This window comes from Actinophytocola sp. (genome assembly GCF_035634895.1).
In the GTDB taxonomy this organism is placed as follows: Bacteria; Actinomycetota; Actinomycetes; order Mycobacteriales; family Pseudonocardiaceae; genus Actinophytocola.
In genome coordinates, this window is the sequence record NZ_DASQCC010000056.1 from 33,955 (window position 1) to 57,057 (window position 23,103).

The following is a 23,103-nucleotide window of genomic DNA, read 5'->3' on the forward strand; positions in this document are numbered from 1 at the left end:
CATTATGTCCGGGGTTAGACGAGAGTGGGGTTGTTGACATGCGTAACCGCACGGCCGTGCGCGCGGTCTGTCTCACGCTGGCCGCGGTCAGCCTCACCGCGTGCAGTGTGTCGCGGTCGCGGAGCTCCGGAGCCAGTACGACGGGCGAGAAGCCCGCGGAGTCGGCGGCGCCGTCGGCGGACGGTGCCGGGGATCCGTACTACCCGACCGACGGCAACGGCGGATACGACGTCACGGCCTACCACGTGCGGATCAGCTACGACCCCTCGTCGAAGGAGCTGACGGGCGACACCCAGGTGACGGCCAAGGCCACGGCGGAGCTGGCCGAGTTCAACCTGGACCTGCAGGGGCTCGACGTCTCCTCGGTCACCGTCGGCGGCAAGGAGGCGAAGGTCAGCCGCTCCGGTGAACACGAGCTGGTGATCAAGCCCGCGGCGCCGGTGGCGTCCGGCACGTCGTTCGAGACCCGGGTGCGGTACTCGGGCGTCCCGGAGTCGGCGGAGGAGGGCAACCTCGGCGAGAACGGGTGGCAGCTGTCGTCGTCCGGCGGCGCGTTCGCGGCCGGTGAGCCCCACTCGGCGAGCGCCTGGTACCCGGTGAACGACACCCCGAAGGACAAGGCGACGTTCAAGCTGGACGCCCGCGTGCCGGACGGCTGGAGCGTGATCTCGAACGGCGTCGAGGCCGCGCCGACGCCCGGCGGCGACGGCTGGACCACGTTCCACTGGACCGAGCCGAACCGGATCGCGACCTACCTGACGACGGTGGGCATCGACAAGTGGACGTTCGACCGGTCGACACTGCCCGGCGGGACACCGATCGTGAGTGCCTACGCGCCGGGTGCCGAGGACAAGAGGTCGGTCGAGGCGCGGCTCCCGGAGATCATCGAGTTCCTCGCGTCGAAGTTCGGCCCGTACCCGCAGTCCGCGGCCGGCGGCATCTACATCAACGAGAACATCGGCTTCTCACTGGAGACCCAGACGCGGCCGATCTACGCCTCGTGGGCTGAGGAGTCCGTGGTGGTGCACGAGAACGCGCACCAGTGGTACGGCGACTCGGTCTCGGTGGACCAGTGGAAGGACATCTGCCTGAACGAGTGCTTCGCGAGCTACGCGTCCTGGCTGTGGGACGAGGCGAAGAACGGCGTGAACCTCGACGACGAATACCGTCAGCAGGTGGCCCGCGGCACGGACCGGCTGTGGTCGGGAAAGCTCTACGACATGGGGCCGGGCAACGAGTTCACGGCCGTCTACGAGAAGGGCCCGCTCGCGCTGCACGCGCTGCGCCGGCTGATCGGCGAGGACGCCTTCAACCGGGTGCTGAAGGAATGGCCGGCCAAGCACAAGGACGGCAACGCGTCGTGGCCGGAGTTCGAGAAGTTCGCCCAGGAGACGGCGGGCAAGGACCTGACCGGCTTCTTCAAGGCCTGGTTCCACGACGGCACCCAGCCACCGGACGACTACCTCTACCCGGGCCCGCTACGCAAGTGAGGATCGTCCATGATGGACAGACGGTCCGCGGCGATCCGTTGGGGCACGGTCACTGCGGGAGGACGACCTCGGCGATGATCGCGTTGTGGTCGCTGCCCGGCAGGCCGTAGACGGCGTAACTGCTGATGGCACAACGGTCGTCGACGACGATGTGGTCGATCGTCAGCGGTGGGCCGGTCGGCAGCGACGACCAGGTGGCGTCGAGACCGTTGCCGGTCTGCTCGGCGGCGTCGGCGTAGCCGCGGTCGATCAGGTTGCGGAAGGCGGCGTGGTCGAAGGTGGCGTTGAAGTCGCCGGCGAGGATGCTGACGCGGTCCTCCGGGGCCGCCTTGGGCAGGCCGGCCAGCTCGGTGCGCCAGGTGCGGACGTCCTCGTCGTACAGTGGCGGTTGGACATGCACGGCGGTCAGCTGGATGTCGTCGCGGCCGGGGAGTTCGACCTTGACGGTCGGTTGCGAGAACGTGGTTTCCGACATGACGATCACCTGGCGCAGCGGCACGTTCGCGGCGAGCCCGGTGCCGTCGCCGCCGGGCCGGGCGTCGAAGACGCGGTACGGCAACAACTCCGCGAGGCCCGCATCGTCCAGAGCGGACACTTCGAGTGGTGTCAGCTCCGGCATGGTGAGAATGTCGACCTGCTGCTGCCGCACGAGGTTGACGATCGTGCGGGCGTCGGCCCTGCCGACGTAGAGGTTGGCGGCCATGATCCGCAGGCGCGTCCCGGTGGCCTGAGGTTGCTCCTCCGACAGGACGCGGGGGCCGAGCAGTACGCCGAGCGACAGCGCGACGACGAGGACGACGAGCGCGAGCATGCGTCGCCGGAGCACGAAGGTGACGACGGCGAGCACCAGACACCCGGCGATGACGTACGGCGTGAGCGCCATGGCCCCGGCGACGAAGGCGAGGTCCACGAGGTCGTCGAGGCCGATGACCCGCGCGACGCCGTACGCGAGGAAGAGGAGGGTGAGGAGCGCGAGCAGGGCGGTGACCGAGCCGCGCCGCGGCCGCCGCGGCTCGTCGAGGTCGCCGGGCTCGTCGACGTCGTAGGTTGGTTCCGCCGGGGCCTCGGTCCACCTAACCATGACGCTCGTTGCCGCGTTTGTAGTTGCCGGTGGCGCGCGCGAGGAGGTGCTGGGCCTGGTCGCCGGTGGCCTGGTCGAGACGGGCCTGAAGCCTGGCGGCGGCCTGGCCGCGCACGGTCGTGACGACACGGCCGCCGCGGGAGACGAGCAGCTGGCCGCTCTTGGTCACCTGCCAGTCGAAGGGGTCGTCCTCAAGGCCCATGACCACAGCTTGCCCGAAGATGGTCACCCCGCGCCCCTGGTTTGGCCGGTGTCGGGCACCTGAGTTATCCCCAACACGACTGTGGACAACCTTCCGGGCTGTGGACAACCCTGTGGACTGCCGGAGATTTCGGCTGGCTGGGAGGGCTGTGGCGGGTTCACGCGCCGGCCGCGGCGGGGCTCACGGCTCGGCTCGGCCGGTGGCGTTGACCGGCCCCTCGGCCGCCCTCGGTTCGCCGCGGTCCGCGTTACGCACGGAGCACATCGCGGGGGCCAGAAGTTCCGCCGCCACCAGGGCGTAAACCGGAGCCGCATGGCACACATTCGCGCAGCCACAATTTCTTGATCAACGCCAACACAGATGGTTGAGTGGGCAGCCCCCACCCGAACCCGGGGGGCACCCCGCTTGCCATTCTACCGGGTTGGGGGGACATCTTTGCTGGTCAGCGCGGGCTGTGGATAACTTTCACTCGGTGGGGCGGGGTTGGGGCGGAAATTCAAGGGATCGGGGAGACTTTGGTCGAGTTTTGTCACTCTCGGTAGGAGGCTCGGGTGGGACTTGTCCACAGACCTTTCATGCGCGAAGGCCGCGCTCCCGATGAGGAGCGCGGCCTTCGTGCGTGCGTTGGTCAGGTCAGGCTGACTCGCTGGCGTCGTCGCCGGCGGAGGTGGCCAGGTTGACCGGTGGGACGTCCGGGACCTTGGCGGGCTTGGGCTCGCCGCGGAAGGTGAACTTGGCGTTCTCCGTCGCGGTGCCCTCCTCGCCGTCCCAGCCTTCGACGTCGACGATGATGATCTGGCCCGGCTGGATCTCGCCGAACAGGATCTTCTCCGACAGCTGGTCCTCGATCTCGCGCTGGATCGTCCGGCGGAGCGGACGGGCACCCAGCACCTTGTCGAAGCCTCGGGTCGCGAGCAGCTTCTTGGCGATCGGCGTCAGCTCGATGGCCATGTCCTTGTTCTTCAGCTGCGTCTCGACGCGGGTGATCATCAGGTCCACCATCTTGACGATCTGCTCTTCGGTGAGCTGGTGGAACACGATGATGTCGTCGATACGGTTGAGGAACTCGGGGCGGAAGTGCTTCTTCAGCTCGTCGTCGACGCGCTGCTTCATGCGGTCGTACGTCTGGCCCTCGCCGCCGCTCGAGAAGCCCAGGTTCACGGCCTTCGAGATGTCCTGCGTGCCGAGGTTCGACGTGAAGATGATGACCGTGTTCTTGAAGTCGACCGTGCGGCCCTGACCATCCGTCAGGCGACCGTCCTCCAGCACCTGCAGGAGCGTGTTGTAGATCTCCTGGTGCGCCTTCTCGATCTCGTCGAACAGCACCACCGAGAACGGCTTGCGACGCACCTTCTCCGTCAGCTGGCCGCCCTCCTCGTAGCCCACGTACCCCGGAGGGGCACCGAAGAGCCGCGAGGCGGTGTATCGGTCGTGGAACTCGCCCATGTCGATCTGGATCAGGGCGTCGTCGTCGCCGAACAGGAAGTTCGCCAGCGCCTTCGACAGCTCGGTCTTACCGACACCGGACGGGCCGGCGAAGATGAACGAGCCGGACGGACGGCGCGGGTCCTTCAGGCCGGCACGAGTACGGCGGATGGCCTGCGAGACCGCCTTGACGGCGTCCTCCTGGCCGATGATCCGCTTGTGCAGCTCGTCCTCCATGCGGAGCAGACGCGTGGTCTCCTCCTCGGTGAGCTTGAACACGGGGATACCGGTCCAGTTGGCCAGGACCTCGGCGATCTGCTCGTCGTCCACCTCGGCGACGACGTCCAGGTCACCGTCCTTCCACTGCTTCTCGCGCTCCGCCTTCTGGCCGAGCAGCGTCTTCTCCTTGTCGCGGAGCTTGGCGGCCCGCTCGAAGTCCTGCGCGTCTATCGCGCTCTCCTTCTCGCGGCGCACCTCGGCGATCTTCTCGTCGAACTCGCGCAGGTCCGGCGGCGCGGTCATGCGACGGATGCGCATGCGGGCGCCGGCCTCGTCGATCAGGTCGATCGCCTTGTCGGGCAGGAACCGGTCGTTGATGTACCGGTCGGCCAGCGTCGCGGCGGCGACCAGGGCGGGGTCGGTGATCGTCACGCGGTGGTGTGCCTCGTAACGGTCCCGCAGGCCCTTCAGGATCTCGATCGTGTGCTCGAGCGTCGGCTCGCCGACCTGGATCGGCTGGAAGCGGCGCTCCAGCGCGGGGTCCTTCTCGACGTACTTGCGGTACTCGTCGAGCGTCGTCGCGCCGATCGTCTGCAGCTCGCCTCGGGCGAGCATCGGCTTGAGGATCGACGCGGCGTCGATCGCGCCCTCGGCGGCACCCGCACCCACGAGGGTGTGGATCTCGTCGATGAACAGGATGATGTCGCCGCGCGTGCGGATCTCCTTGAGGACCTTCTTCAGCCGCTCCTCGAAGTCACCGCGGTAGCGCGAGCCGGCGACGAGCGAGCCGAGGTCCAGCGTGTAGAGCTGCTTGTCCTTCAGCGTCTCCGGGACCTCGCCCTTGACGACCATCTGCGCGAGGCCCTCGACGACGGCCGTCTTGCCGACGCCGGGCTCGCCGATGAGCACGGGGTTGTTCTTGGTGCGGCGGGACAGCACCTGCATGACCCGCTCGATCTCCTTGGCCCGCCCGATGACCGGGTCGAGCTTGCCCTCCCGCGCCGAGGCGGTGAGGTTGCGACCGAACTGGTCGAGCACCAGCGAGGAGGACGGGGTGCCCTCGCCGCGGCCGCCGGTCTCCGCGGGCTCCTTGCCCTGGTAACCGGACAGCAGCTGCAGCACCTGCTGGCGTACGCGGTTGAGATCGGCCCCGAGCTTGACGAGCACCTGTGCGGCGACGCCCTCGCCCTCCCGGATCAGGCCCAGGAGGATGTGCTCGGTACCGATGTAGTTGTGACCGAGCTGGAGCGCCTCCCGCAGCGACAGCTCGAGGACCTTCTTGGCCCGTGGGGTGAAGGGGATGTGCCCGCTAGGTGCGTGCTGGCCCTGGCCGATGATCTCCTCGACCTGCTGCCGCACGCCCTCAAGGGCGATACCCAGTGACTCGAGCGCCTTGGCGGCGACACCTTCACCCTCGTGGATCAACCCCAGGAGGATGTGCTCGGTGCCGATGTAGTTGTGGTTGAGCATCCTGGCCTCTTCCTGGGCCAGGACAACCACCCGCCTCGCGCGGTCGGTGAACCTCTCAAACATCTGCACTCCTGACTGCTGCGCCGGCGGCCCTTAGTACCCGCCTCCGCGCGACGGGGTTCAGCACCGTGAAGACCACTCTAGTCGTCACTCATGTCGCTCTCAGTACCACTTACGGCTATCCGTGAGCTTCACAAAGAACAACGTGCAACTACGAGGGAGGATTCCGCCAGCCACGTATGTCCGCTGTCCGCGAACAGTCCAAATGCTCAGCTCGCGACGATCATGACTGTCCGCTAGAATTAGGCTAGGCTCACCTTAATTGACGACGGAGGCCACCCATGCGGACCAGTCCAAGCCTACGGCTTGTGACCGCCGCGTACGTGGCCGACCTCGAGGACTCAGTGTCCAGGGCAGGGTCCTACCAGGTAAAGACCCACATTCGAATGGGCCTCCCCGACGACTCGACCGGCTGGGTGACCTGCGCGGAACTACTGTCCGCGCCCGAGTCGTTCACCATGTGGCGGCAGGAACTCGCAGGTTGGCTGCACGACCGGTACGGCGAAGCACCCGAACGGACCACCGCCGGCTACGTCATGTCCTGGTACCTCTCGGTGCCCGCCTACCTGGCCGCGCTCCTGTTCCATCATGAACGACGCGTGCCGTCCCTGCGTCCGGAGCACCTTGCGTTCCGCAAGAGTCAACCGAGACCCCACCCGGACTCGATCGCGGTGCTGGCCGACGACTTCGTGTGCCTCCCGGACGACCCGGCCGCCGGGACGCCCAACGCGACCGTGGTGACCGACGAGCGAGCGCTCGCGGCCGTGCTGCGCGGGCGCTTCACCGCACACGCCGCGCAGTTCGTCGCGTCGTTCGGCAAGACCGTCCGCTTCGGCCGGCACACCCTGTGGGGCGCCGCGACGGACGCGCTCGACAACTGGATGTGGCTCGCGGGCCGGTACGGCGGCGACGAGGTGGCCGGGGTGCTCGACGCGGCACTGCTGCTGGAGGACCGCTTCGAACCGCTGACGTCGGCGTCGACGCTGCGGCCGGTGTCCGACGCGATGGGGCACACCCGCTGGACGCGGCGGCGGGAGAGCTGCTGCTTCCACTACCTCATGAAGGCCGGCCAGGGCGTCTGCGAGACGTGCCCCAGGGTGTGCAAGAAGTACTGAGTCTCACTCTCCCCCGCCGGCGGACAGGGCGTCGCCCAGCGGGGTTCGGCGGTAGAGGACCGAGCGGCCGGCGCGGGCCCGGGTCACCAGGCCGGCGTTGCGGAGGACCGCCAGGTGGTCGCCCACGGCGCCCGGGGCCAGCGACAGGGTCTTCGCCAGCTGGGTCGTGCTCGCCGGGTCCGACAGGGCCACCAGCAGCCGTGCTCTCGTCCGGCCCAGCAGGGACGCCAGCGCGTCCGGGGGCGTGGCCGTCGACGGCTCCCACAGCGCGGCCGTCCCGCGGGCCGGGTACACCAGGGTCCTCGGCCACGGCGGTTCCGTGTAGACGCCGGCCTTGGGCCAGCCGTACACCGACGGCACGAGCAGCAGACCGGCGCCGTCCAGGTGGAACGTGCCGTCGAGGCCGGACATCTCGATGGCGCCGTCGTGCCAGCGCAGGCGTTCGTGCAGGCCGTCCAGTGCCGCGTGCCAGCCGCCGGTGCTCAGCAGGCCTCCGCGGTGGATCACGTCGCGTTCCAGGATCGCCCGCAGCACCGGCCAGTCGGGCGCGACCAGCTCGTGCCACGCCACCGCCATCGCGTCGGCCAGGATGGTCGCCACCGACGGGTCGCGGAGCACCTTCAGCACCCGTTCGTCCGCGGTCGACTCGCGGGACAGGCACTCCTCGATCTCGTGGCGGGCCTGTGCCAGTGGCGTGGCCCGGATCGCGGCCAGGTCCTGTTCGATCGTCTGGGTCATGCTCGCCGGCGGCTGCACCACGAACGCCGGGCCGTACCGGGCGCTCTGCAGCGCCAGAACCGCGTCCAGTGCCGTCTCCCTGCGCAGCCGCCCGTACGCCGGCGTGACCCGGGCCGCCCACTCCGGCGGCAGCGGCGGGTGCCTGCGGTTCAGCTTTCGCAGCAGGTTCTCCAGCTCGACGATCGGGGAGAGCGCGAAACGGCTGTTCAGCAGGTCGTCCCGGCCGGCGACGAACCTCAGCACCCTCGTGACCTTACGCCCAGCGGCGAAACAGTGGTGCCGAGCAGGCACGGCACGAACACTGCGTTGGTGAGTGAACGCGCCACCTTCCGCGAGGTCCTCGCCGTGCCGGTCTACCGCACGGTTTTCCTCACCCGCTCGCTCGCGGTCGGCGCCGACACGCTGCGGACCGTCGCGCTGTCGGTGCTCGTGTTCACCACGACCGGGTCCGCACTGCTCGGCGCACTGACGTTCGGCATCTCGTTCCTCCCCCAGGTCGTCGGCGGCCTGGTGCTCGGCGCCCTGCCCGACCTGCTCCGGCCCCGGTTCCTGATCGTCACCGGCTACCTGCTCGAGGCCGCCGCCGCCGTGCTGCTCGCGGTCGGCCTGCCGGTGTGGGCGAGCCTGCTGCTGGTCGCGGGCATCGGGTGTCTCGCGCCGGTGTTCAACGGCACCGCGGGCCGGCTGACCGCGGACGTGCTGACCGGCGACGCGTTCGTCGTGGGCCGCGGGTTGTTCCAGCTGGCCAACTCGGCGGCGCAGATCATCGGGCTGGCCGGGGGCGGGTTGGCGGTCGCGGCCATCGGGCCGCACGCCGCCCTGGTGGTGACCGCCGTGTGCCACGCGCTCGCGGCGGTCTGGGCGCGGGTGGCACTGCCGCTGCTGCCCGCGCCTGGCAGGACCGGTGACCGGTCACTGGTCCGGCAGAGCTTCCACGGCGCGCGGGAGCTGCTCGCCGACCGGACGATCAGGCGGCTCATGATCGCGAACTGGCTGCCGGCCGGGTTCGTGGTCGGCGCGGAGAGCCTGCTGATCCCCTACGCGACGCTGCGGCACTTCCCCGACGGCGCGGCCGGCGTGATCCTCGGGTGCATCCCCGTCGGCATGTTCGCCGGCAACCTGGTGGTCGCCCGGGCGTTCTCGCCGCTGGCGAGGCAGCGGGCCGTCGCGCCGCTGGTCGTGGTGCTCGGGCTGCCGCTGCTCGGCTTCGCGTTCGACCTCGACCCGGTGGTCGCCGGGGTGCTGATGGTGGTGCTCGGTTGCGGCTTCGCGTTCGGGCTCGGCCTGCAGGGACCGTTCAGGGACGCGCTGCCCGACGACGCCCGTGGTCAGGCGTTCGGGCTGCTCTCCACCGGTCTGATGACGCTGCAGGGTGTCGGTCCGCTGCTGTTCGGCGTGCTGACGGAGGTGATGCCGGTCGGGTCCGCGATGGCGCTCGCGGGCGTCGCGACGCTCGGCGTCGCGGGGTGGCTCGCCGTCGCGTCGCGAGGGCGGGCGAAAACGCCGGTGCTCAGTTAATCACCGGCGCTTTCACACAGAAAGTGTTCAGGCCTGCGCGTTGTACGCCTCGGCGACTTCCTTCGGGATTCGACCACGATCGGAGATGTTCATGCCCTGCTTGCGTGCCCACTCACGCATTGCTTGGTTCTGTTCCCGATCCGCCGAAGCGGTTCGGGGGGCACGGCCGGCACCGGCCAAGCGCCCGAGCGGCCGCTTACGGCCACCGGACCGGCGCGCATGCTCGACGTATTCGGAGAGGGCGCCACGCAACCGCTCCGCATTGTCCTCAGAGAGGTCGATCTCGTAGAACGCGCCATCCAAACCGAACTCGACGGTCTCCTCCGCTTGGGAACCGTCGAGGTCGTCGACCAGGCTAACCGTGACCTTCTGCGCCATCTGCGCCCTCCTCAGGTTTGCACACAGGGACCGGTAACGTGCCGCAGCACGATATACGAATACTCCCTTTAACCAGCCTAACGCAAATCCTTGATTAGGTTAGCGTGTTCCGTGTGCGAACCGGGCTCATTCCGGGCGCACGAGCGGAAACAGGATGGTCTCCCGTATGCCAAGGCCGGTGAGCGCCATGAGCAACCGATCGATGCCCATTCCGACACCGCCGCTCGGCGGCATTCCGTACTCCAGCGCCCGCAAGAAGTCCTCGTCGAGACGCATCGCCTCGTCATCGCCACCGGCACGCATGGCGGCCTGTTCGACCAGCCGCTGCCGTTCCACAACCGGGTCGACCAGCTCCGAATAGCCGGTGGCCAGCTCGAATCCCCGGACGTAGAGATCCCATTTCTCGGCCACGCCGGGGATGCTCCGGTGCTCGCGGGTCAGCGGCGAGGTCTCGACCGGGAAGTCCCGCACGAACGTGGGCTCGTGCAGCCCGGCGCCGACGAGGTGCTCCCACAGCTCCTCGACGAGCTTGCCGTGGGTGAGCTTCGGGTCGACCTCCAGGTCGAGGTCCCCGGCGTGCTTGTGCAGCAGGTCGGCCGGGGTCTGCGGGGTGACCTCGGTGCCGAGCGCCGCGGACAGCGACGGGTACATGGACAGGTTGGCCCATTCGCCGGACAGGTCGTACTCCTCGCCGGAGGCGAGCGTCACGACCTGAGTGCCGAACACGGCCTGCGCGGCCTCCTGGACCAGCTCACGGGTCAGCACGGCCATCGTGTCGTAGGTGCCGTAGGCCTCGTAGAACTCGAGCATCGCGAACTCCGGCGAATGCGATGAGTCGCTGCCTTCGTTACGAAAGTTGCGGTTGATCTCGAAGACCTTCTCGATACCGCCGACCACACACCGCTTGAGGAACAGTTCCGGCGCGATACGCAGGTAGAGGTCCATGCTCATCGCGTTCGAGTGTGTGACGAATGGGCGCGCGGTGGCACCACCGTGCAACGTCTGCAGCATCGGGGTCTCGACCTCGAGGAAACCGCGCCCGTGGAAACTGTCGCGCAATGAACGGACCACGCCCGCTCGAGTGCGTACCGTTTCCCGGGCCTGGGGGCGCAGGATCAGGTCGACATAGCGCTGCCGAATGCGGGTTTCCTCGTTCAGGTCCTTGTGCGCGACCGGCAACGGCCGGAGTGCCTTGGCCGCCATCCGCCATTCGTCGGCGAGAACGGACAGCTCGCCACGCCGTGACGTGATTACCTCACCACGCACGAAAACGTGATCACCGATGTCGACGAGGCTCTTCCACTCCGAAAGCGATGCCTCACCCACCTTGTTCAGGCTGAGCATCGCCTGCAGTTCGGCGCCGTCTCCTTCTTGCAGGGTCGCGAAACAGAGCTTGCCCGTATTGCGCAGAAAGATGATCCGGCCAGTGACGCCCACCACATCTCCGGTGGCCGTGTCCGGTGTCAGATCCGAAAACGCCTCGCGAATCTGCCGAAGAGAGTGCGTGCGCGGCAGTTCCACGGGATAAGGATCGACCCCGTCGTCAAGGAGCCGCGCCCGCTTCTCACGACGGACCCGAAGCTGCTCAGGAAGGTCGTCGGCCTGCGGTTCCTGCGATTCGTCGGTCACGGTAGAACAGGGTACGGTCGGCCGCTGGCCTCGCGGTATCGGGTTAGTTTGGTCCCATGGATGCCAACCGAGCCCGTTCGTTCGGCGCGCGGGCGGCCGACTACGCGGAGCACCGGCCGGGCTACCCGGCGGACAGCGTGCGGTGGGCACTCGGCGCGGCGGCCCGCCCGGTCCGCGACGTGCTGGACCTGGCGGCCGGCACCGGGAAGCTGACCGAGGGGCTGCTCCCGCTGGGGCTGACGGTGACCGCGGTGGAGCCGGACGACGGCATGCGCGCCGAGCTGTCCGACCGGTTCCCACAGGTCAACGCGTTGGCCGGGGCGGCTGAGGAGATCCCGCTGGCCGCCGGCTCGGTCGACGCGGTGCTCGTCGGGCAGGCGTTCCACTGGTTCGACCAGCCGGCGGCCCTCGGCGAGATCGCGCGGGTGCTGCGCCCGGGTGGCGGCTTCGGCGCGCTGTGGAACGGCGAGGACGACACCGTCGAATGGGTGGCCGGGCTCGTCGAGGTGTCGGACACCCGTCGCAACATCACGCCGGAGCGGTTCGTGCTGCCGGCGCATCCGGGGTTCGCGCCGTTCGAGGAGGCGTCGTTCCCGCACACCCACCGGCGCACGATCGAGTCGATGGCGGAGACGTTCGGCACGCGCTCATGGCTGCTGGTGCTGCCCCCGGACGAGCGCGCCGCCATGTTGTCCCGGATCCGCGCCTACCTGGCGGCCCGGCCGGAGACGTCCGGTGGTGAGTTCGACCTGCCGCTGACGACGAGGGTGCTACGCGCGTCGGGACCGCACTAGCGGGGGGCGTTGCGTTCGAAGACGAGGCGCAGGCCCAGCAGGGTCAGGTCCGGGCGGTGGTCGGTGATCGTCTCGGACTCGTCGACCACCAGCGGGGCCAGGCCGCCCGTCGCCATGACCGTCACCTCGCCGGGGTGGGACGTGCGGTGCAGCTCGTCGATGATGCGGCGGACCAGGCCGTCGACCTGGGCCGTGAAGCCGTAGATGATGCCCGACTGCAGGCACTCGACCGTGTTCTTGCCGATCACCGACTTCGGGCGGACCACCTCGACCTTCCGCAGCGCCGCCGCGCGGGCCGCGAGCGCGTCCACCGAGATCTCGATGCCGGGCGCGAACACCCCGCCGAGGAACTCGCCGCGCGCGGAGATCACGTCGATGTTCGTCGACGTGCCGAAGTCGACCACCACGCAGGTCGTCTCGTGCAGGTGGTGGGCCGCCAGCGTGTTGATCACCCGGTCGGCGCCCACCTCCTTCGGGTTGTCCACCAGCAGCGGGACACCGGTGCGCACGCCGGGCTCGACGATCACCCTCGGCACGGACCGGTAGTACCTGCTGAGCATCACCCGCAGCTCACGCAGCACCGCGGGGACCGTCGACAGGGCCGACACACCCGTGACCGACTCGGCGTACTCGCCGAGCAGGCCGCGCATCGTCAGCGCCAGCTCGTCGGCGGTCATCTGCGGGTCGGTCCGCATCCGCCAGTCGTGGACCAGCTCGGCGCCGGCGAACAGCCCCAGGGCGATGTTCGTGTTGCCGACGTCGATCGTGAGGAGCACTCAGCGCTCCGACTGCAGCAACGCGTCGAGCATCGCCGCGTCGGCGGTCTCCGCGGAGATGGCGCCGCTCACCAGGCTGTGGCCCGCCGGCACGTAGGCGGGCACCGAGCCGCGGTCGACGATCTTGTTGGCCTCGTCGACGAACACCACGCGCGGGCGGTGAACGGCCGCCTCCGCGGCGTCCATCAGGCCGTACGAGATGAGAATCACGGTGTCGCCCGGGTGCACCAGGTGCGCGGCGGCGCCGTTGATGCCGATGACGCCGCTGCCCCGCTCGCCGGTGATCACGTACGTCTCGAGCCGGGCGCCGTTGGTGACGTCGACGATCGCGACCTGCTCGCCCTCCAGCAGGTCCGCCGCCTCCATCAGTACCGGGTCCACGGTGACCGAGCCGACGTAGTGCAGGTCGGCCTGGGTCACCGTCGCCCGGTGGATCTTGGATTTGAGCATCGTGCGGAACATGTCAGTTCTCCCCCTCGCCACCCAGGTTCACCGGGGCGTTGTCGATCAACCGCGTCGTGCCCACCCGCGCGGCCACGAGGAGCCGCGCCTCCCCACGCTCGGGCGCCGGACCCAGGTCGGCGCCCCGTAGCTCCAGATAGTCGACCTCGACCAGTGGCTCCTCGTCGAGCACGGCACGCGCGGACTCCAGCACGACTCCAGCACCGCCGGCGCTGACCCGCGCGCCGGCCGTCAGTGCCGCGGACAGTGTGACGGCCGCCGTCCGCTGGTCACCGGCCAGGTAGGCGTTCCGGGACGAACGGGCCAGGCCGTCGGTGTCCCGGACAATCGGGACACCGATGATCCGCGCGTCGTGGTTGAGGTCCCGGACCAGCTTCCTGACCAGCGTGAGCTGCTGGTAGTCCTTCTCGCCGAACACCGCGTAGTCCGGGCGGATGATGTTGAGGAGCTTGGACACCACGGTCAGCACGCCCGCGAAGTGTCCTGGGCGGGACGCGCCTTCCAGCTCGCCGCCGAGTGGTCCCGGGTCGACGGTCACCTCCGGACCACCCGGGTACATGTCCTCGCGCGACGGCGTGAACACGAGCTCGACGCGTTCCTCCCCGCATGCCTGGAGGTCCTGCTCCAGCGGCCGCGGGTAGCGGTCGTAGTCCTCGTCCGGCCCGAACTGCAGCGGGTTGACGAAGATGGACGCGGCCAGCACGGTGCCGGGCAGCCGGCGCGCGGTGCGCATCAGCTGGCGGTGGCCGTCGTGCAGTGCGCCCATGGTCGGCACGAGTGCGATCTTCCGGCCGACCGCCCGCAGGGCGCGCGCGGTGGCCACCATGTCTTCCAGTCCACTGTGGACGTGTAGCTGGCCGGGGGTGAACCTCGGCGTCATCGGCGATCCTCTCCGGGTTCGAGCGCCGCGAAGACGTCGGGAGCGAGGTCCGGTCGCAGGAGCCCGCTCTCCTCGGCCCGTTCCGCGGTGCGCGCGGCGAGCGCGCGGTAGGTGGACAGCATCTCCGGCGCGTTCTCGGCGAGCACCCGCAGGTGGGCCTTGACGGTGCCGACGTCGCCGCGGGCGACCGGGCCGGTGAGCGCGCGGTCACCGTGGCGCAGTGCGTTGTCCAGCGCGGCGGACAGCAGCGGGCCGAGCATGCGGTTGGGGTCGCCGACGCCGGCCTGCTTGAGCAGGTCCGCCGCCTCGGCGACCAGCGTGACCAGGTGGTTCGCGCCGTGGGCCAGCGCGGTGTGGTAGAGCGGGCGGGCGGCGTCCGGGATGCGGACGGGCTCGGCGCCCATCTCCACCACCAGCGCCTCGCCGACGCTCCAGGCGGCCTCGTCACCGTCGCCGGCCGTGACGCCGAAGCAGCAGGTGGCGAGGCGTTCGAGGTCCTCGGCCCGGCCCGTGAAGGTCATCACCGGGTGGAGGGCGAGCGGCAGGGCGCCCCGCTCGGCCGCCGGCGCGAGGACGTCGACGCCGTGTGCGCCACAGGTGTGCACGACGATCTGGCCGGAACGCAGCGCGTCGGCGGCGGCGAGGCCGCGGACCATGCCGCGCAGTGCGTCGTCGGGGAGGGCGAGCAACACGAGGTCGGCCCGGCGGACCACCTCGTCGGGCGGGAGGAGCGGGACGTCGGGCAGCAGCTCCTCGGCACGCTGGACGGACTCCTTGGACACGCCGGAGGCGGCGACGACCGTGTGACCGGCGCGCATGAGGGCGGCCCCGAGCACCGCGCCGACGCGGCCGGTGGAGACCACCCCGACGGCAAGGCGTGCGGGCCGGTTCATTCCGCCTCCCTAGCTCTCCCGACGGAAGCGTAACTTCGCGCACGCGTACGCGGCGGGGCGGCCCGGCCCGAAGGGGTACTTCAGGGCGGGCCCGGCCGCCGTTCCTGGGTGCGGGCGGGGAGGTCGGCCTTCGCGGCGTGCAGGACGGTGATCAGGCGGGCCTCGCGGTCCTGCGCGTCGGCGCCGGCCAGACCGATGCGGACGGCGTGCCAGAGGAAGGCCAGCTCGGTGACCGCGGCCTGGTAGGTGCCGACGGCGCGGGCCGCGCTCCGGCCCCGCTTGCGCCCGGCCTGCACCCGCCAGCGGCGCCGGGCCGTGAGCGTGACCAGGCGTCGCACGTAGGCGGGGTCGACCCAGCCGCGGTCGACCATCTCGGGCAGCGCGCGGGCCACGATCCGCTGCTCGCGGCGCCGGTGCCAGCTGACCAGCATCACGCCCGCGATGAAGATCGGCACCATGACCAGGAAGTACACGTTCAGGAACGTCGTCGGGGTGCCGAGCGTCGCGGCCGCGTTCCACATGGCGTGCAGCAGGACGGCGAGGAGGTAGCCGGCGAGCGGCGCCAGGACGCGGAGGTACCGGCTGGGCGTGCGCACGGCGATGCCGGCGCCGATGCCGATCATGGCCGTGAACAGCGGGTGCGTGAACGGCGACAGCACGCCGCGCAGGATGAACGCGGTGACCACGCCGCCGGTGCCGGCGTTGCCGAAGCCGTGCTCGGCGAACGCGCGGCCGAAGTAGTAGATGTTCTCGGTGAACGCGAACCCGGCCGCGACGAAGCCCGCGTAGACGACGCCGTCGATCACGCCGTCGAACTCGTTGCGCAGGAAGTACATGACGCCGAGGACGAAGACGCCCTTGAGCGCCTCCTCGAACAGCGGCGCGGACACGATGGCGCTGATCTTGTCGCCGCCCCCGTGGCCGAGCAGCTTGTCACCGATGGCCGCGGCGGTGTTGTTGACCAGCAGAGCCGTGATCGCCGCGACGCTCGCGCCCCAGCCGAACGCCAGCCACAGCATGCGCGCCGGCTCCGGCTCCCAGCGGTCGATCCACAGAAGCGCGGCCACGATCGACGCGACGGGCACGAGCGCCGCCACGATCCCGACCAGCTCGGCGACAAGCCCGACCCGCGCGGTGGAGATCGCGAGAAGCGTCAGCCCACAGGCCGCGAGCACCATCAACGCGGCAACGGGAAGAAGAACGGTCCGCCGTCGCGGAGTATGCCGACGCGGCGGCCGAGCAGGGTGCACGCGATCACCCTAACGGCGCCAATGAGCCCCACGTCCACACACCACGAGTCCCGCGTTCAAACGCCGCGAGTCCCGCGTTCGCACACCGCGAGTCCCGCATCCGCACATACCGAGTTGCGGTTTGGTGCAGGTCTCGCCCGGATGGCCCGGGTGCGGGTGCACGGAACCGCAACTCGGTGTGCCTGAAACCGCAACTTGGTGTGCGTGAAGCCGCGACTCGGTGTGGTTGAACGCGGGACTCGCGGTGTTCGGGGGGTGGGTCAGTCCTCGCGGCGGCGTCGGCGGCGGGGGTTGGCGTCGAGGCCGTGGTTGGCGAGCAGTTCGTTCACCGAGCGGCCCGAGGCGTGGGAGCCGGACTCCTCGGCTCGCTTGCCGACGGTCTCCTGCCAGGAGGGTTGGCCCTCGGCCCGGCGACGGCGGCCGCCGCCCGAGTCGTCCTCCTCCTCGGCGCGGTGGCGGTGGCCGCCCTCCTCCGGCTGCGCGGGTGCGGGCGGCGGGTTGACCTGTTGCCAGACGTTGCGCAGGCTCGACTGGTCCTGCTGCTGGCGTGCCTGTTGCGGCACGTATGCGCGGCTGCCGTAGGTCGGCTCCACGCCCTGTTGGTTGTACTGCGCGAGCCAGCTCGTCTGCTCCGCCCGGCCGCCGAGTGGCGCGCCGGCGTTGGGGGCCGCGGCGTGGTGGGTGCCGGTGTCCTGCGCCGGCGTGGGGGCCGCTGGGAAACCGAGGCTGCTCGCCTGGGCCGGCGTGGGGAGCGCTGGGAAGCCGGGGCTGCTTGTGGGGGCCGCTGGGAAGCCGGGGCTGCTGGCCTGTGCCGGCCGGGCTGGAGGGAAACCGGGATGACTCGCCTGCACCGGAGGGAAACCGGGGTGGCTCGCCTGCACCGGAGGGAAACCGGGGTGGCTCGCCTGGGCGTGCGTGTGACCGGGGTAGTTGGTGGCCGGGTTGGGGCGGCTCACCGCCGGCAGTCCTGGATTGCTCGCGGCCAGGTTGGCGTGCCCTTGAGCCGGGGGGCCAAGGGGGCTCGCCGCGTGGTTGGCACGCCCCACCGGCGGCAACCCTGGATGGCTTGTCGACGGGTCGGCATGAGCCGCCGCGGGCACCCCAGGGGGATTCGCCGCCGAATTCGAGCGGGCCACGGACGGCAATCCCGGGTGGCCGGTCGCCGCTGGGTTGGGGCGGCTCGATGCTGGCCATCCTGGTTGGCTCGCTGCCGAATTCGAACGACCCACCGCCGGCAACCCGGGCTGACTTGCCGCAGGATTGGCATGACTCACTGGCGGCATTCCCGGGTAGCTCTCCGCTGAGTTGGAACGGCCCACCGCTGGCCCAGGTTGACTCGCCGCAGGGTTGGCACGACTTGCGTGCGACCCTGTGGAACTCGCCGCCGAATTCGAACGGCCCGACGGCAGCCCGGGTTGACTCGCAGGATTGGCACGACTCGCCTGCGACGACCCTGGCGAACTCGCCGCCGAGTTCGAACGGCCTACGGCCGGCATCCCCGGATAACTCCCCGCCGGGTTCGAGTTGCTCACCGCCGGCAACCCAGGCTGACTCGCGGCAGGATTCGCACGGCTTGCCGCCGAACCGGGGCGACTCACCGGCGGCATCGCCGGGTAGCTCGCCGACGGGTTCGAACTGCTCGTCGACGGGAGCCGCGGGTGGCTGTGTGCTGCCGGTGACTGCTCCTCCCAGGACGGGTCCCACTCCTGTGCGCTGTCGCTCCAGGCCGGGGTGGCGGCGCGGCGCGGCGCGGGGTCTGGTGGGCGCTGGGAGTCCTGGCGGCGGGGCTGTTCCGAACGGCGGGATGGCTGCGGCTCGGCGAGGCCGTCCGGCATGAACCAGCGGTCGGACATCTCGGCCGGGTGCGGCTGGCGGGGGGCCGGCTGCGGGGTGGGGTTCACCTGTTCGGGTGTCGATCGTTCGGGGCGGGCTGAGCGGTCGGGGCGGCGGGGCTGTGACGGTGGGCGGGAGTCGGCGACGCGGGGTTCGGGGCGGGCGGGGCGTTGTTTCTGGTGTTGTTCGCGGACGCGTTCGATCAGCTCGGTCTCGGCCTCACGGACGATCGGCGGGATCACGACGTTCGCCTGCTTGAGCTGTGCGGCGGGGAGGTGCTTGACGTCGCGGCGCACGGACAGGGAGCGGTCCTCGGCGAGTGAGCGCATGCGGGTCGCCTCGGCCTGTAGGGCATACCGCTCGACCAGGAACTCGCCGCCCATCAGGCCTTCCAGCGTCTGCCGGAGGTTCTGCAGCTCACCGCGCAACGCGGCGATGTCGTCGCGGGAGGTCTCCTCGGCTCTGCGCTTGGCCTCGGCCTCGACCGTCAGCTCGTGCTCGCGGCGGGCGGCGATCTCCCGTTCCAGCTCCAGCTCGTAGATCCGCTGCCGCTCGGCCAGCGCCTCCCGCTGTTCGGCGACCTGCCTGCGGTACCGCGCCGCGAGGAAGCTGCCGGCCAGCGCGGCCCACAGGGCCGCCACGATGCCCAGCCGCAACCACTTCTCCTGGTCGGTCAGCACCAGCAACGCGGTCGCGGCCGCGGCGAACACGACCGCGCCGACGAGTAACGCGCGGCCGGCGATCGAGGCGGCCTCGGGCCCGTCGGGAGAGTCGCGGCGGGCGTTCATGGGACACACCGTACCGGTCTGTTATGAGGTCGAGACCATTACGATTCGGAATTAAGATCATCCGTTCGCGTCGGAACTCCGCTCGGGTGGCTGATTGTCCTGGTCACGCGGCGCACGGCAGCACCATTCGAGATAAAGGGCGGCCGCGATCAGGATCGCGGAACAGGTCACACCGACCACCGTGCTGGGCAGGTCGTCGGCCGCGGCCGTTATCTCCGCGCGGCGGGGCAGCACGTAGGCGAGGATCGCGAGCCAGGCGCCGAACATGATCGCGCCGAGCAGCGAGGACGCCTTGGCGAGCGCCACGGCGCGGGCGGCGGTGAGTGCCTGGACGTCCCTGCGCGGGTTGCGGATGCGGGAGCGCAGCGAGAACCCGAACCCGGCCTCGACGATCGCGAGCACGAGCAACGTGACGCCGGCGAGGGTCGGCAACGGCGGCATGTCGCCGTAGAAGTTGCGCACCAGCAGGTAGACCAGCACGGTGGCGACGAGTCCGGTGAGGACCAGATCCCGGACCCGGGTGAAATGCATACATCAACGGTACTGGGTCTCCACCAAGTGCTTGACTCTCCAGTAACTGGAAGGTTGAGCATGCCGCACATGGGGTTCCTGACGATCGGCGAGCTGGCCAGGCGAACGGGCCTGACGACCCGCACGATCCGGTTCTACTCGGACGAGGGGCTGCTGCCGCCCGCACACCGGACGGACGCGGGCTACCGCCTGTACGACGGGGCGTCGCTGGCACGGCTGGAGCTGCTGCGGACGCTGCGTGAGCTGGGCCTCGGCCTGCCGGACGCGTCGGCCGCACTGGCCGGCGCGCAGCCGGTGGCCACACTGGCCCGCCGGCACGCGGCGTTGCTGGACGAGCAGATCCGGGTGTTGCAGCTGCGCCGCGCCGTGCTCCGCGCGATCGCCAGAACCGAGACCGAACTGGATGGAGTGCGACTGATGAAGGACATGGCGTCGATGACGGACGCCGAGCGTGCGGCACTGCTCGACGAGTTCTGGGACGAGGTGATGGGCGGGCTGGACATCAACCCGGAGTTCGCGGCCGGGATGCGGTCGGCCAAGCCGGTGCTGCCCGACGACCCGTCACCGGAGCAGTTGGAGGCGTGGCTGGAGCTGGCGGAGTTGGTGCGGGACAAGGACTTCCGCGCCCGTATCCGGGGGATGAGCGAGGCTCACTCGGCGGCCCGCGCGACCGGGCAGACGATGGACGCGCCGTTCGAGGACATGCGCGACCAGTGGCGGGGGTGGACGACCCGGGCGTCGGCGGCCATCGAGGCGGGTGAGGCCCCGACGTCGGCCGCCGGGCAGGCACTGGCGGGTGACATCGCCGCGACGTCCGGGAAGTCCGCCGCCGAGGTGGCGGACGAGATCGCGACCGGGACCGACGCGCGGGCGGAGCGGTACTGGCAGCTGATGGCCGTGATCAACGGCTGGCCGCAGTGGCCGGCCCAGGTGCCGGCCGCGGAGTGGATCCAGGCGGCGTTGCGCGCCGCGGGCTGACGGTCAACCGCCCAGGGTCAGGTCCTCGCGCTCGTGCACGTCCGCGCGGTCGTTCTCCGGAAGCGCCGCCAGCAGTGACCGCACCGGGCCGTGGCCCGGTAGGGCGGCGTCCGGCTCGATGGCCAGCCATGGGATCAGGACCGTCGCCCTGTCCGGGGTGCCGGGATGTGGGAGGAGGAGGTCGGGGTGGTCGCTCGTCACCCCGTCCACCGTGACCACGTCCACGTCCAGTGTTCGCGGGCCCCAGCGTTGCTCGCGAACCCGGCCCGCCGCCTTCTCCAGTTCCTGGCCGCGGGCCAGCCAGCCCCACTCGTCGGTCGACGGGGACCGGACGATCACGACCGCGTTCAGGAAGTCCGGCTGGTCGGTGACGCCCCACGGTGCTGTCTCGTAGACCGGGGACACCTTTTCCAGCACGTCACGCAGACCGGTCACCGCCAGTCGAAGGAACCCAAGGCGGTCGCCCAGGTTCGAGCCAAGGGACAGGACCGCCCTGGTCATCCCATGCGCTTTCGCGAGCGGCGGATCGTCACGGCCACGTCCTCGAACGTCAACGGGATCGGGGCGTTCGGCTTGTGGATGGTCACTTCCGCCGCGTGTAGGCGGGAGTCCCAGCGCATCAGGTCCTCCGCCGCCTCCGTGGCCACGGTCTCTATCAGGTCGCGCGACGGGCCGCCGACGATCTCCGCCACCCGCGACGCCAGTGCGCCGTAGTCGACGGTGTCGGCCAGTTCGTCCGTCGACGGCAGGTCCACCCACACCGTCACGTCCACGACGAAGTCCTGGCCGTCGCGCTTCTCGTGGTCGAAGACGCCGTGGTTGGCACGCACGCGCAGGCCCGTCAGCGTGATGCGGTCAGCCATTGAGCGCCTCCGCGACCTTCACCGCGTCCAGCGAACGCCGCACGTCGTGTACCCGCACGCCCCACGCCCCCGCGGCCGCGGCCAGCGCCGAGACCGCCGCGGTCGCCTCCTCGCGGCCGTCGGGCGGCCTCGGCACGCCTTCCTTGTCCGCCAGCAGCGTGCCGAGGAACCGTTTGCGCGAGGCCCCCACCAACACCGGAAAACCCATGGCCCGCAACACGTCCAGGTGGCGCAACAACGCCCAGTTGTGGTCGGCCTGCTTCGCGAAGCCCAGCCCCGGGTCCAGCACCAGGGCATCCGCGGACACGCCCGCCGCCAGGGCCGCGTCGACCCGCTGGGACAGCTCGGTGCGCACGTCCGCGACCACGTCGTCGTACGTGGCCAGGGAGTCCATGTCCTTCGAGTAGCCGCGCCAGTGCATCAGGATCCACGGCACGCCCGCGTCCGCCACCACGCGGGCCATGTCCGGGTCGGCCAGGCCGCCCGACACGTCGTTCACCACCACCGCGCCGGCCGCCAGCGCCGCCTCCGCCACCCGCGCACGCGTGGTGTCCACCGACACCACCACCCCCGCCGACGACAGGCCACGGATCACGGGCAGGACGCGGGCGATCTCGACGTCCGGGGCCACGCGGTCGGCGCCCGGACGGGTGGACTCGCCGCCGACGTCGACCAGGTCGGCGCCGTCGTTCCAGATCTCGACGCCGTGTGTGAGCGCGTCGTCCAGGTTCAGGTAGCGGCCGCCGTCCGAGAAGGAGTCGGGCGTGACGTTCAACACGCCCATCACGGCGCAGCGGCCGGGCCGGGGCAGCGCGTGGATCACCGGGTGCGCCCGTTGATGAGGGCGAGGGCCTCGGAGCGGGACGTCGCCGAGCTGCGGAACATGCCCCGCACCGCGGACGTCGTGGTACGCGAGCCGGGCTTGCGGACGCCGCGCATCGCCATGCACAGGTGCTCGGCCTCGACCACGACGATCACGCCGCGCGGGTCCAGCTTGCGGACCAGCGCGTCCGCGATCTGGGAGGTCAGCCGCTCCTGCACCTGCGGGCGCTTCGCGTACAGGTCGACCAGCCGGGCCACCTTCGACAGGCCGGTGACCTTGCCCTGCTCGTTCGGGATGTAGCCGACGTGGGCGACGCCGTGGAACGGGACCAGATGGTGCTCGCACGTCGAGTACATCGAGATGTCGGTGACCAGCACGAGCTCGTCGTGCGCCTCGTCGAACGTGCGGTCCAGCACCTCGTCCGGGTCGGTGTACAGACCCGCGAACATCTCGAGGTATGCCTTGGCGACCCTTTTCGGGGTGTCCTGCAGGCCCTCGCGGTCCGGGTCCTCGCCGCATGCGAGCAGCAGCTCCCGGACCGCCTTCTCGGCCCGATCCTGGTCGAACACGGACCCGCCGGTGTACAGCGGGCCCCGGCTCCGCTGGGACCCGTTAACCGTCACAACTACCTCCGGTCGCCGTGCGGATCCTCAGCCTCAGGACCCCTCAGCGCCCACTATTCCATTCGGGACCGTCGCGACGTTCCGTCCCATCCTGTGGACGGTCCTGCTCGGCCGGCGGCTCCGGCTGGTCCCACGACGGCCGCCACGGCTGGTTGTTGCCCTGCGGCGTGGTCGCCGGGGTCCACCCGGGCGGGGCACCGTAGTTCGGCGGGCCGGCGTTGCCGCGCGGCTCGTAGCTCGGGTACGGCTGGCCGTACGGACCGCCCGGGTACGGACCCGGCTGC

At 70.4% G+C, this 23,103-nt stretch carries 23 protein-coding genes; 5 read left to right on the forward strand and 18 right to left on the reverse strand.

Features of this window, described 5'->3' with window-relative positions; all coding sequences use genetic code 11:
- Positions 1-38 precede the first annotated feature (38 nt).
- Positions 39-1,490 carry a M1 family metallopeptidase gene (locus tag VET29_RS08280; RefSeq protein WP_324916968.1) on the forward strand — a complete coding sequence of 484 codons (1,452 nt, stop codon included), beginning with the start codon at positions 39-41 and terminating at the stop codon, positions 1,488-1,490.
- 49 nt (positions 1,491-1,539) lie between these two features.
- On the opposite strand, the gene VET29_RS08285 is transcribed toward VET29_RS08280, so the two are convergent.
- The 3 genes from VET29_RS08285 to VET29_RS08295 form a co-directional block, all read right to left on the reverse strand.
- Entirely contained in the window at positions 1,540-2,571 is a 1,032-nt protein-coding gene (locus VET29_RS08285; protein ID WP_324916972.1) for an endonuclease/exonuclease/phosphatase family protein, read from the reverse strand.
- Positions 2,564-2,773 carry a hypothetical protein gene (locus tag VET29_RS08290; protein ID WP_324916975.1) on the reverse strand — a complete coding sequence of 70 codons (210 nt, stop codon included), beginning with the start codon at positions 2,771-2,773 and terminating at the stop codon, positions 2,564-2,566. Before VET29_RS08290 ends, VET29_RS08285 begins: the two co-directional genes overlap by 8 nt.
- 633 nt (positions 2,774-3,406) lie before the next feature.
- Positions 3,407-5,950, reverse strand: a complete 2,544-nt coding sequence (locus tag VET29_RS08295) for an ATP-dependent Clp protease ATP-binding subunit (protein ID WP_324916978.1) — start codon at positions 5,948-5,950, stop codon at positions 3,407-3,409.
- Positions 5,951-6,333: 383 nt separating this feature from the next.
- Between VET29_RS08295 and VET29_RS08300 the strand changes: the two genes are divergently transcribed.
- Positions 6,334-7,062, forward strand: a complete 729-nt coding sequence (locus VET29_RS08300) for a (2Fe-2S)-binding protein (RefSeq protein WP_324916980.1) — start codon at positions 6,334-6,336, stop codon at positions 7,060-7,062.
- Between the two features lie 3 nt (positions 7,063-7,065).
- Here the strand turns inward: VET29_RS08300 and VET29_RS08305 are convergent, their stop codons facing one another.
- Positions 7,066-8,043, reverse strand: coding sequence for a winged helix-turn-helix domain-containing protein (locus VET29_RS08305; protein WP_324916983.1), 978 nt, complete (start codon positions 8,041-8,043; stop codon positions 7,066-7,068).
- Positions 8,044-8,109: 66 nt separating this feature from the next.
- On the opposite strand from VET29_RS08305, the gene VET29_RS08310 reads away from it, so the two are divergent.
- Complete coding sequence (locus tag VET29_RS08310) at positions 8,110-9,318, forward strand: MFS transporter (RefSeq protein ID WP_324916986.1); 1,209 nt, start codon at positions 8,110-8,112, stop codon at positions 9,316-9,318.
- A 27-nt stretch (positions 9,319-9,345) separates the two neighbouring features.
- Here the strand turns inward: VET29_RS08310 and VET29_RS08315 are convergent, their stop codons facing one another.
- Positions 9,346-9,696: an Lsr2 family protein gene (locus tag VET29_RS08315; RefSeq protein WP_324916989.1), complete on the reverse strand. Its 351-nt coding sequence runs from the start codon at positions 9,694-9,696 to the stop codon at positions 9,346-9,348.
- Between the two features lie 126 nt (positions 9,697-9,822).
- Positions 9,823-11,325, reverse strand: a complete 1,503-nt coding sequence (gene lysS, locus VET29_RS08320; RefSeq protein ID WP_324916992.1) for a lysine--tRNA ligase — start codon at positions 11,323-11,325, stop codon at positions 9,823-9,825.
- A gap of 56 nt (positions 11,326-11,381) precedes the next feature.
- Here lysS and VET29_RS08325 point away from each other — a divergent pair, with 56 nt between their 5' ends.
- A complete protein-coding gene (locus VET29_RS08325) occupies positions 11,382-12,119 on the forward strand; it encodes a class I SAM-dependent methyltransferase (protein WP_324916995.1) in 738 nt (245 codons plus the stop codon).
- On the opposite strand, the gene VET29_RS08330 is transcribed toward VET29_RS08325, so the two are convergent.
- The 7 genes from VET29_RS08330 to VET29_RS08360 form a co-directional block, all read right to left on the reverse strand.
- On the reverse strand, positions 12,116-12,895 hold the full coding sequence (locus VET29_RS08330) for a type III pantothenate kinase (protein WP_324916998.1): 780 nt from the start codon (positions 12,893-12,895) through the stop codon (positions 12,116-12,118). The genes VET29_RS08325 and VET29_RS08330 overlap by 4 nt on opposite strands.
- Positions 12,896-13,357, reverse strand: coding sequence for an aspartate 1-decarboxylase (gene panD, locus VET29_RS08335; RefSeq protein WP_324917002.1), 462 nt, complete (start codon positions 13,355-13,357; stop codon positions 12,896-12,898).
- 1 nt (position 13,358) lies between these two features.
- Positions 13,359-14,237, reverse strand: a complete 879-nt coding sequence (gene panC / locus VET29_RS08340; protein ID WP_414636462.1) for a pantoate--beta-alanine ligase — start codon at positions 14,235-14,237, stop codon at positions 13,359-13,361.
- Positions 14,234-15,130: a Rossmann-like and DUF2520 domain-containing protein gene (locus tag VET29_RS08345; RefSeq protein WP_324917005.1), complete on the reverse strand. Its 897-nt coding sequence runs from the start codon at positions 15,128-15,130 to the stop codon at positions 14,234-14,236. The genes panC and VET29_RS08345 overlap by 4 nt, the downstream gene beginning before the upstream one ends.
- A gap of 80 nt (positions 15,131-15,210) precedes the next feature.
- Complete coding sequence (locus tag VET29_RS08350) at positions 15,211-16,308, reverse strand: PrsW family intramembrane metalloprotease (RefSeq protein ID WP_324917039.1); 1,098 nt, start codon at positions 16,306-16,308, stop codon at positions 15,211-15,213.
- Between the two features lie 332 nt (positions 16,309-16,640).
- A complete protein-coding gene (locus VET29_RS08355) occupies positions 16,641-19,001 on the reverse strand; it encodes a DUF6779 domain-containing protein (RefSeq protein WP_324917008.1) in 2,361 nt (786 codons plus the stop codon).
- Between the two features lie 57 nt (positions 19,002-19,058).
- Positions 19,059-19,532, reverse strand: coding sequence for a DUF3180 domain-containing protein (locus tag VET29_RS08360; RefSeq protein ID WP_324917012.1), 474 nt, complete (start codon positions 19,530-19,532; stop codon positions 19,059-19,061).
- 69 nt (positions 19,533-19,601) lie between these two features.
- Between VET29_RS08360 and VET29_RS08365 the strand changes: the two genes are divergently transcribed.
- Positions 19,602-20,510, forward strand: coding sequence for a MerR family transcriptional regulator (locus VET29_RS08365; RefSeq protein ID WP_324917015.1), 909 nt, complete (start codon positions 19,602-19,604; stop codon positions 20,508-20,510).
- A 3-nt stretch (positions 20,511-20,513) separates the two neighbouring features.
- Here VET29_RS08365 and folK read toward each other — a convergent pair whose 3' ends face one another.
- The 5 genes from folK to VET29_RS08390 form a co-directional block, all read right to left on the reverse strand.
- A complete protein-coding gene (gene folK, locus VET29_RS08370) occupies positions 20,514-21,011 on the reverse strand; it encodes a 2-amino-4-hydroxy-6-hydroxymethyldihydropteridine diphosphokinase (RefSeq protein ID WP_324917018.1) in 498 nt (165 codons plus the stop codon).
- Positions 21,008-21,373 carry a dihydroneopterin aldolase gene (gene folB / locus VET29_RS08375; RefSeq protein WP_324917021.1) on the reverse strand — a complete coding sequence of 122 codons (366 nt, stop codon included), beginning with the start codon at positions 21,371-21,373 and terminating at the stop codon, positions 21,008-21,010. Before folB ends, folK begins: the two co-directional genes overlap by 4 nt.
- Positions 21,366-22,193, reverse strand: a complete 828-nt coding sequence (gene folP, locus VET29_RS08380; protein ID WP_324917042.1) for a dihydropteroate synthase — start codon at positions 22,191-22,193, stop codon at positions 21,366-21,368. Before folP ends, folB begins: the two co-directional genes overlap by 8 nt.
- The gene (gene folE / locus VET29_RS08385) at positions 22,193-22,819 is read right to left on the reverse strand and encodes a GTP cyclohydrolase I FolE (protein WP_324917024.1); all 627 of its coding nucleotides are present in this window, start codon (positions 22,817-22,819) and stop codon (positions 22,193-22,195) included. The genes folP and folE overlap by 1 nt, the downstream gene beginning before the upstream one ends.
- A 43-nt stretch (positions 22,820-22,862) precedes the next feature.
- The coding region (locus VET29_RS08390; protein ID WP_324917027.1) for a hypothetical protein at positions 22,863-23,103 on the reverse strand (241 nt) is incomplete at its 5' end.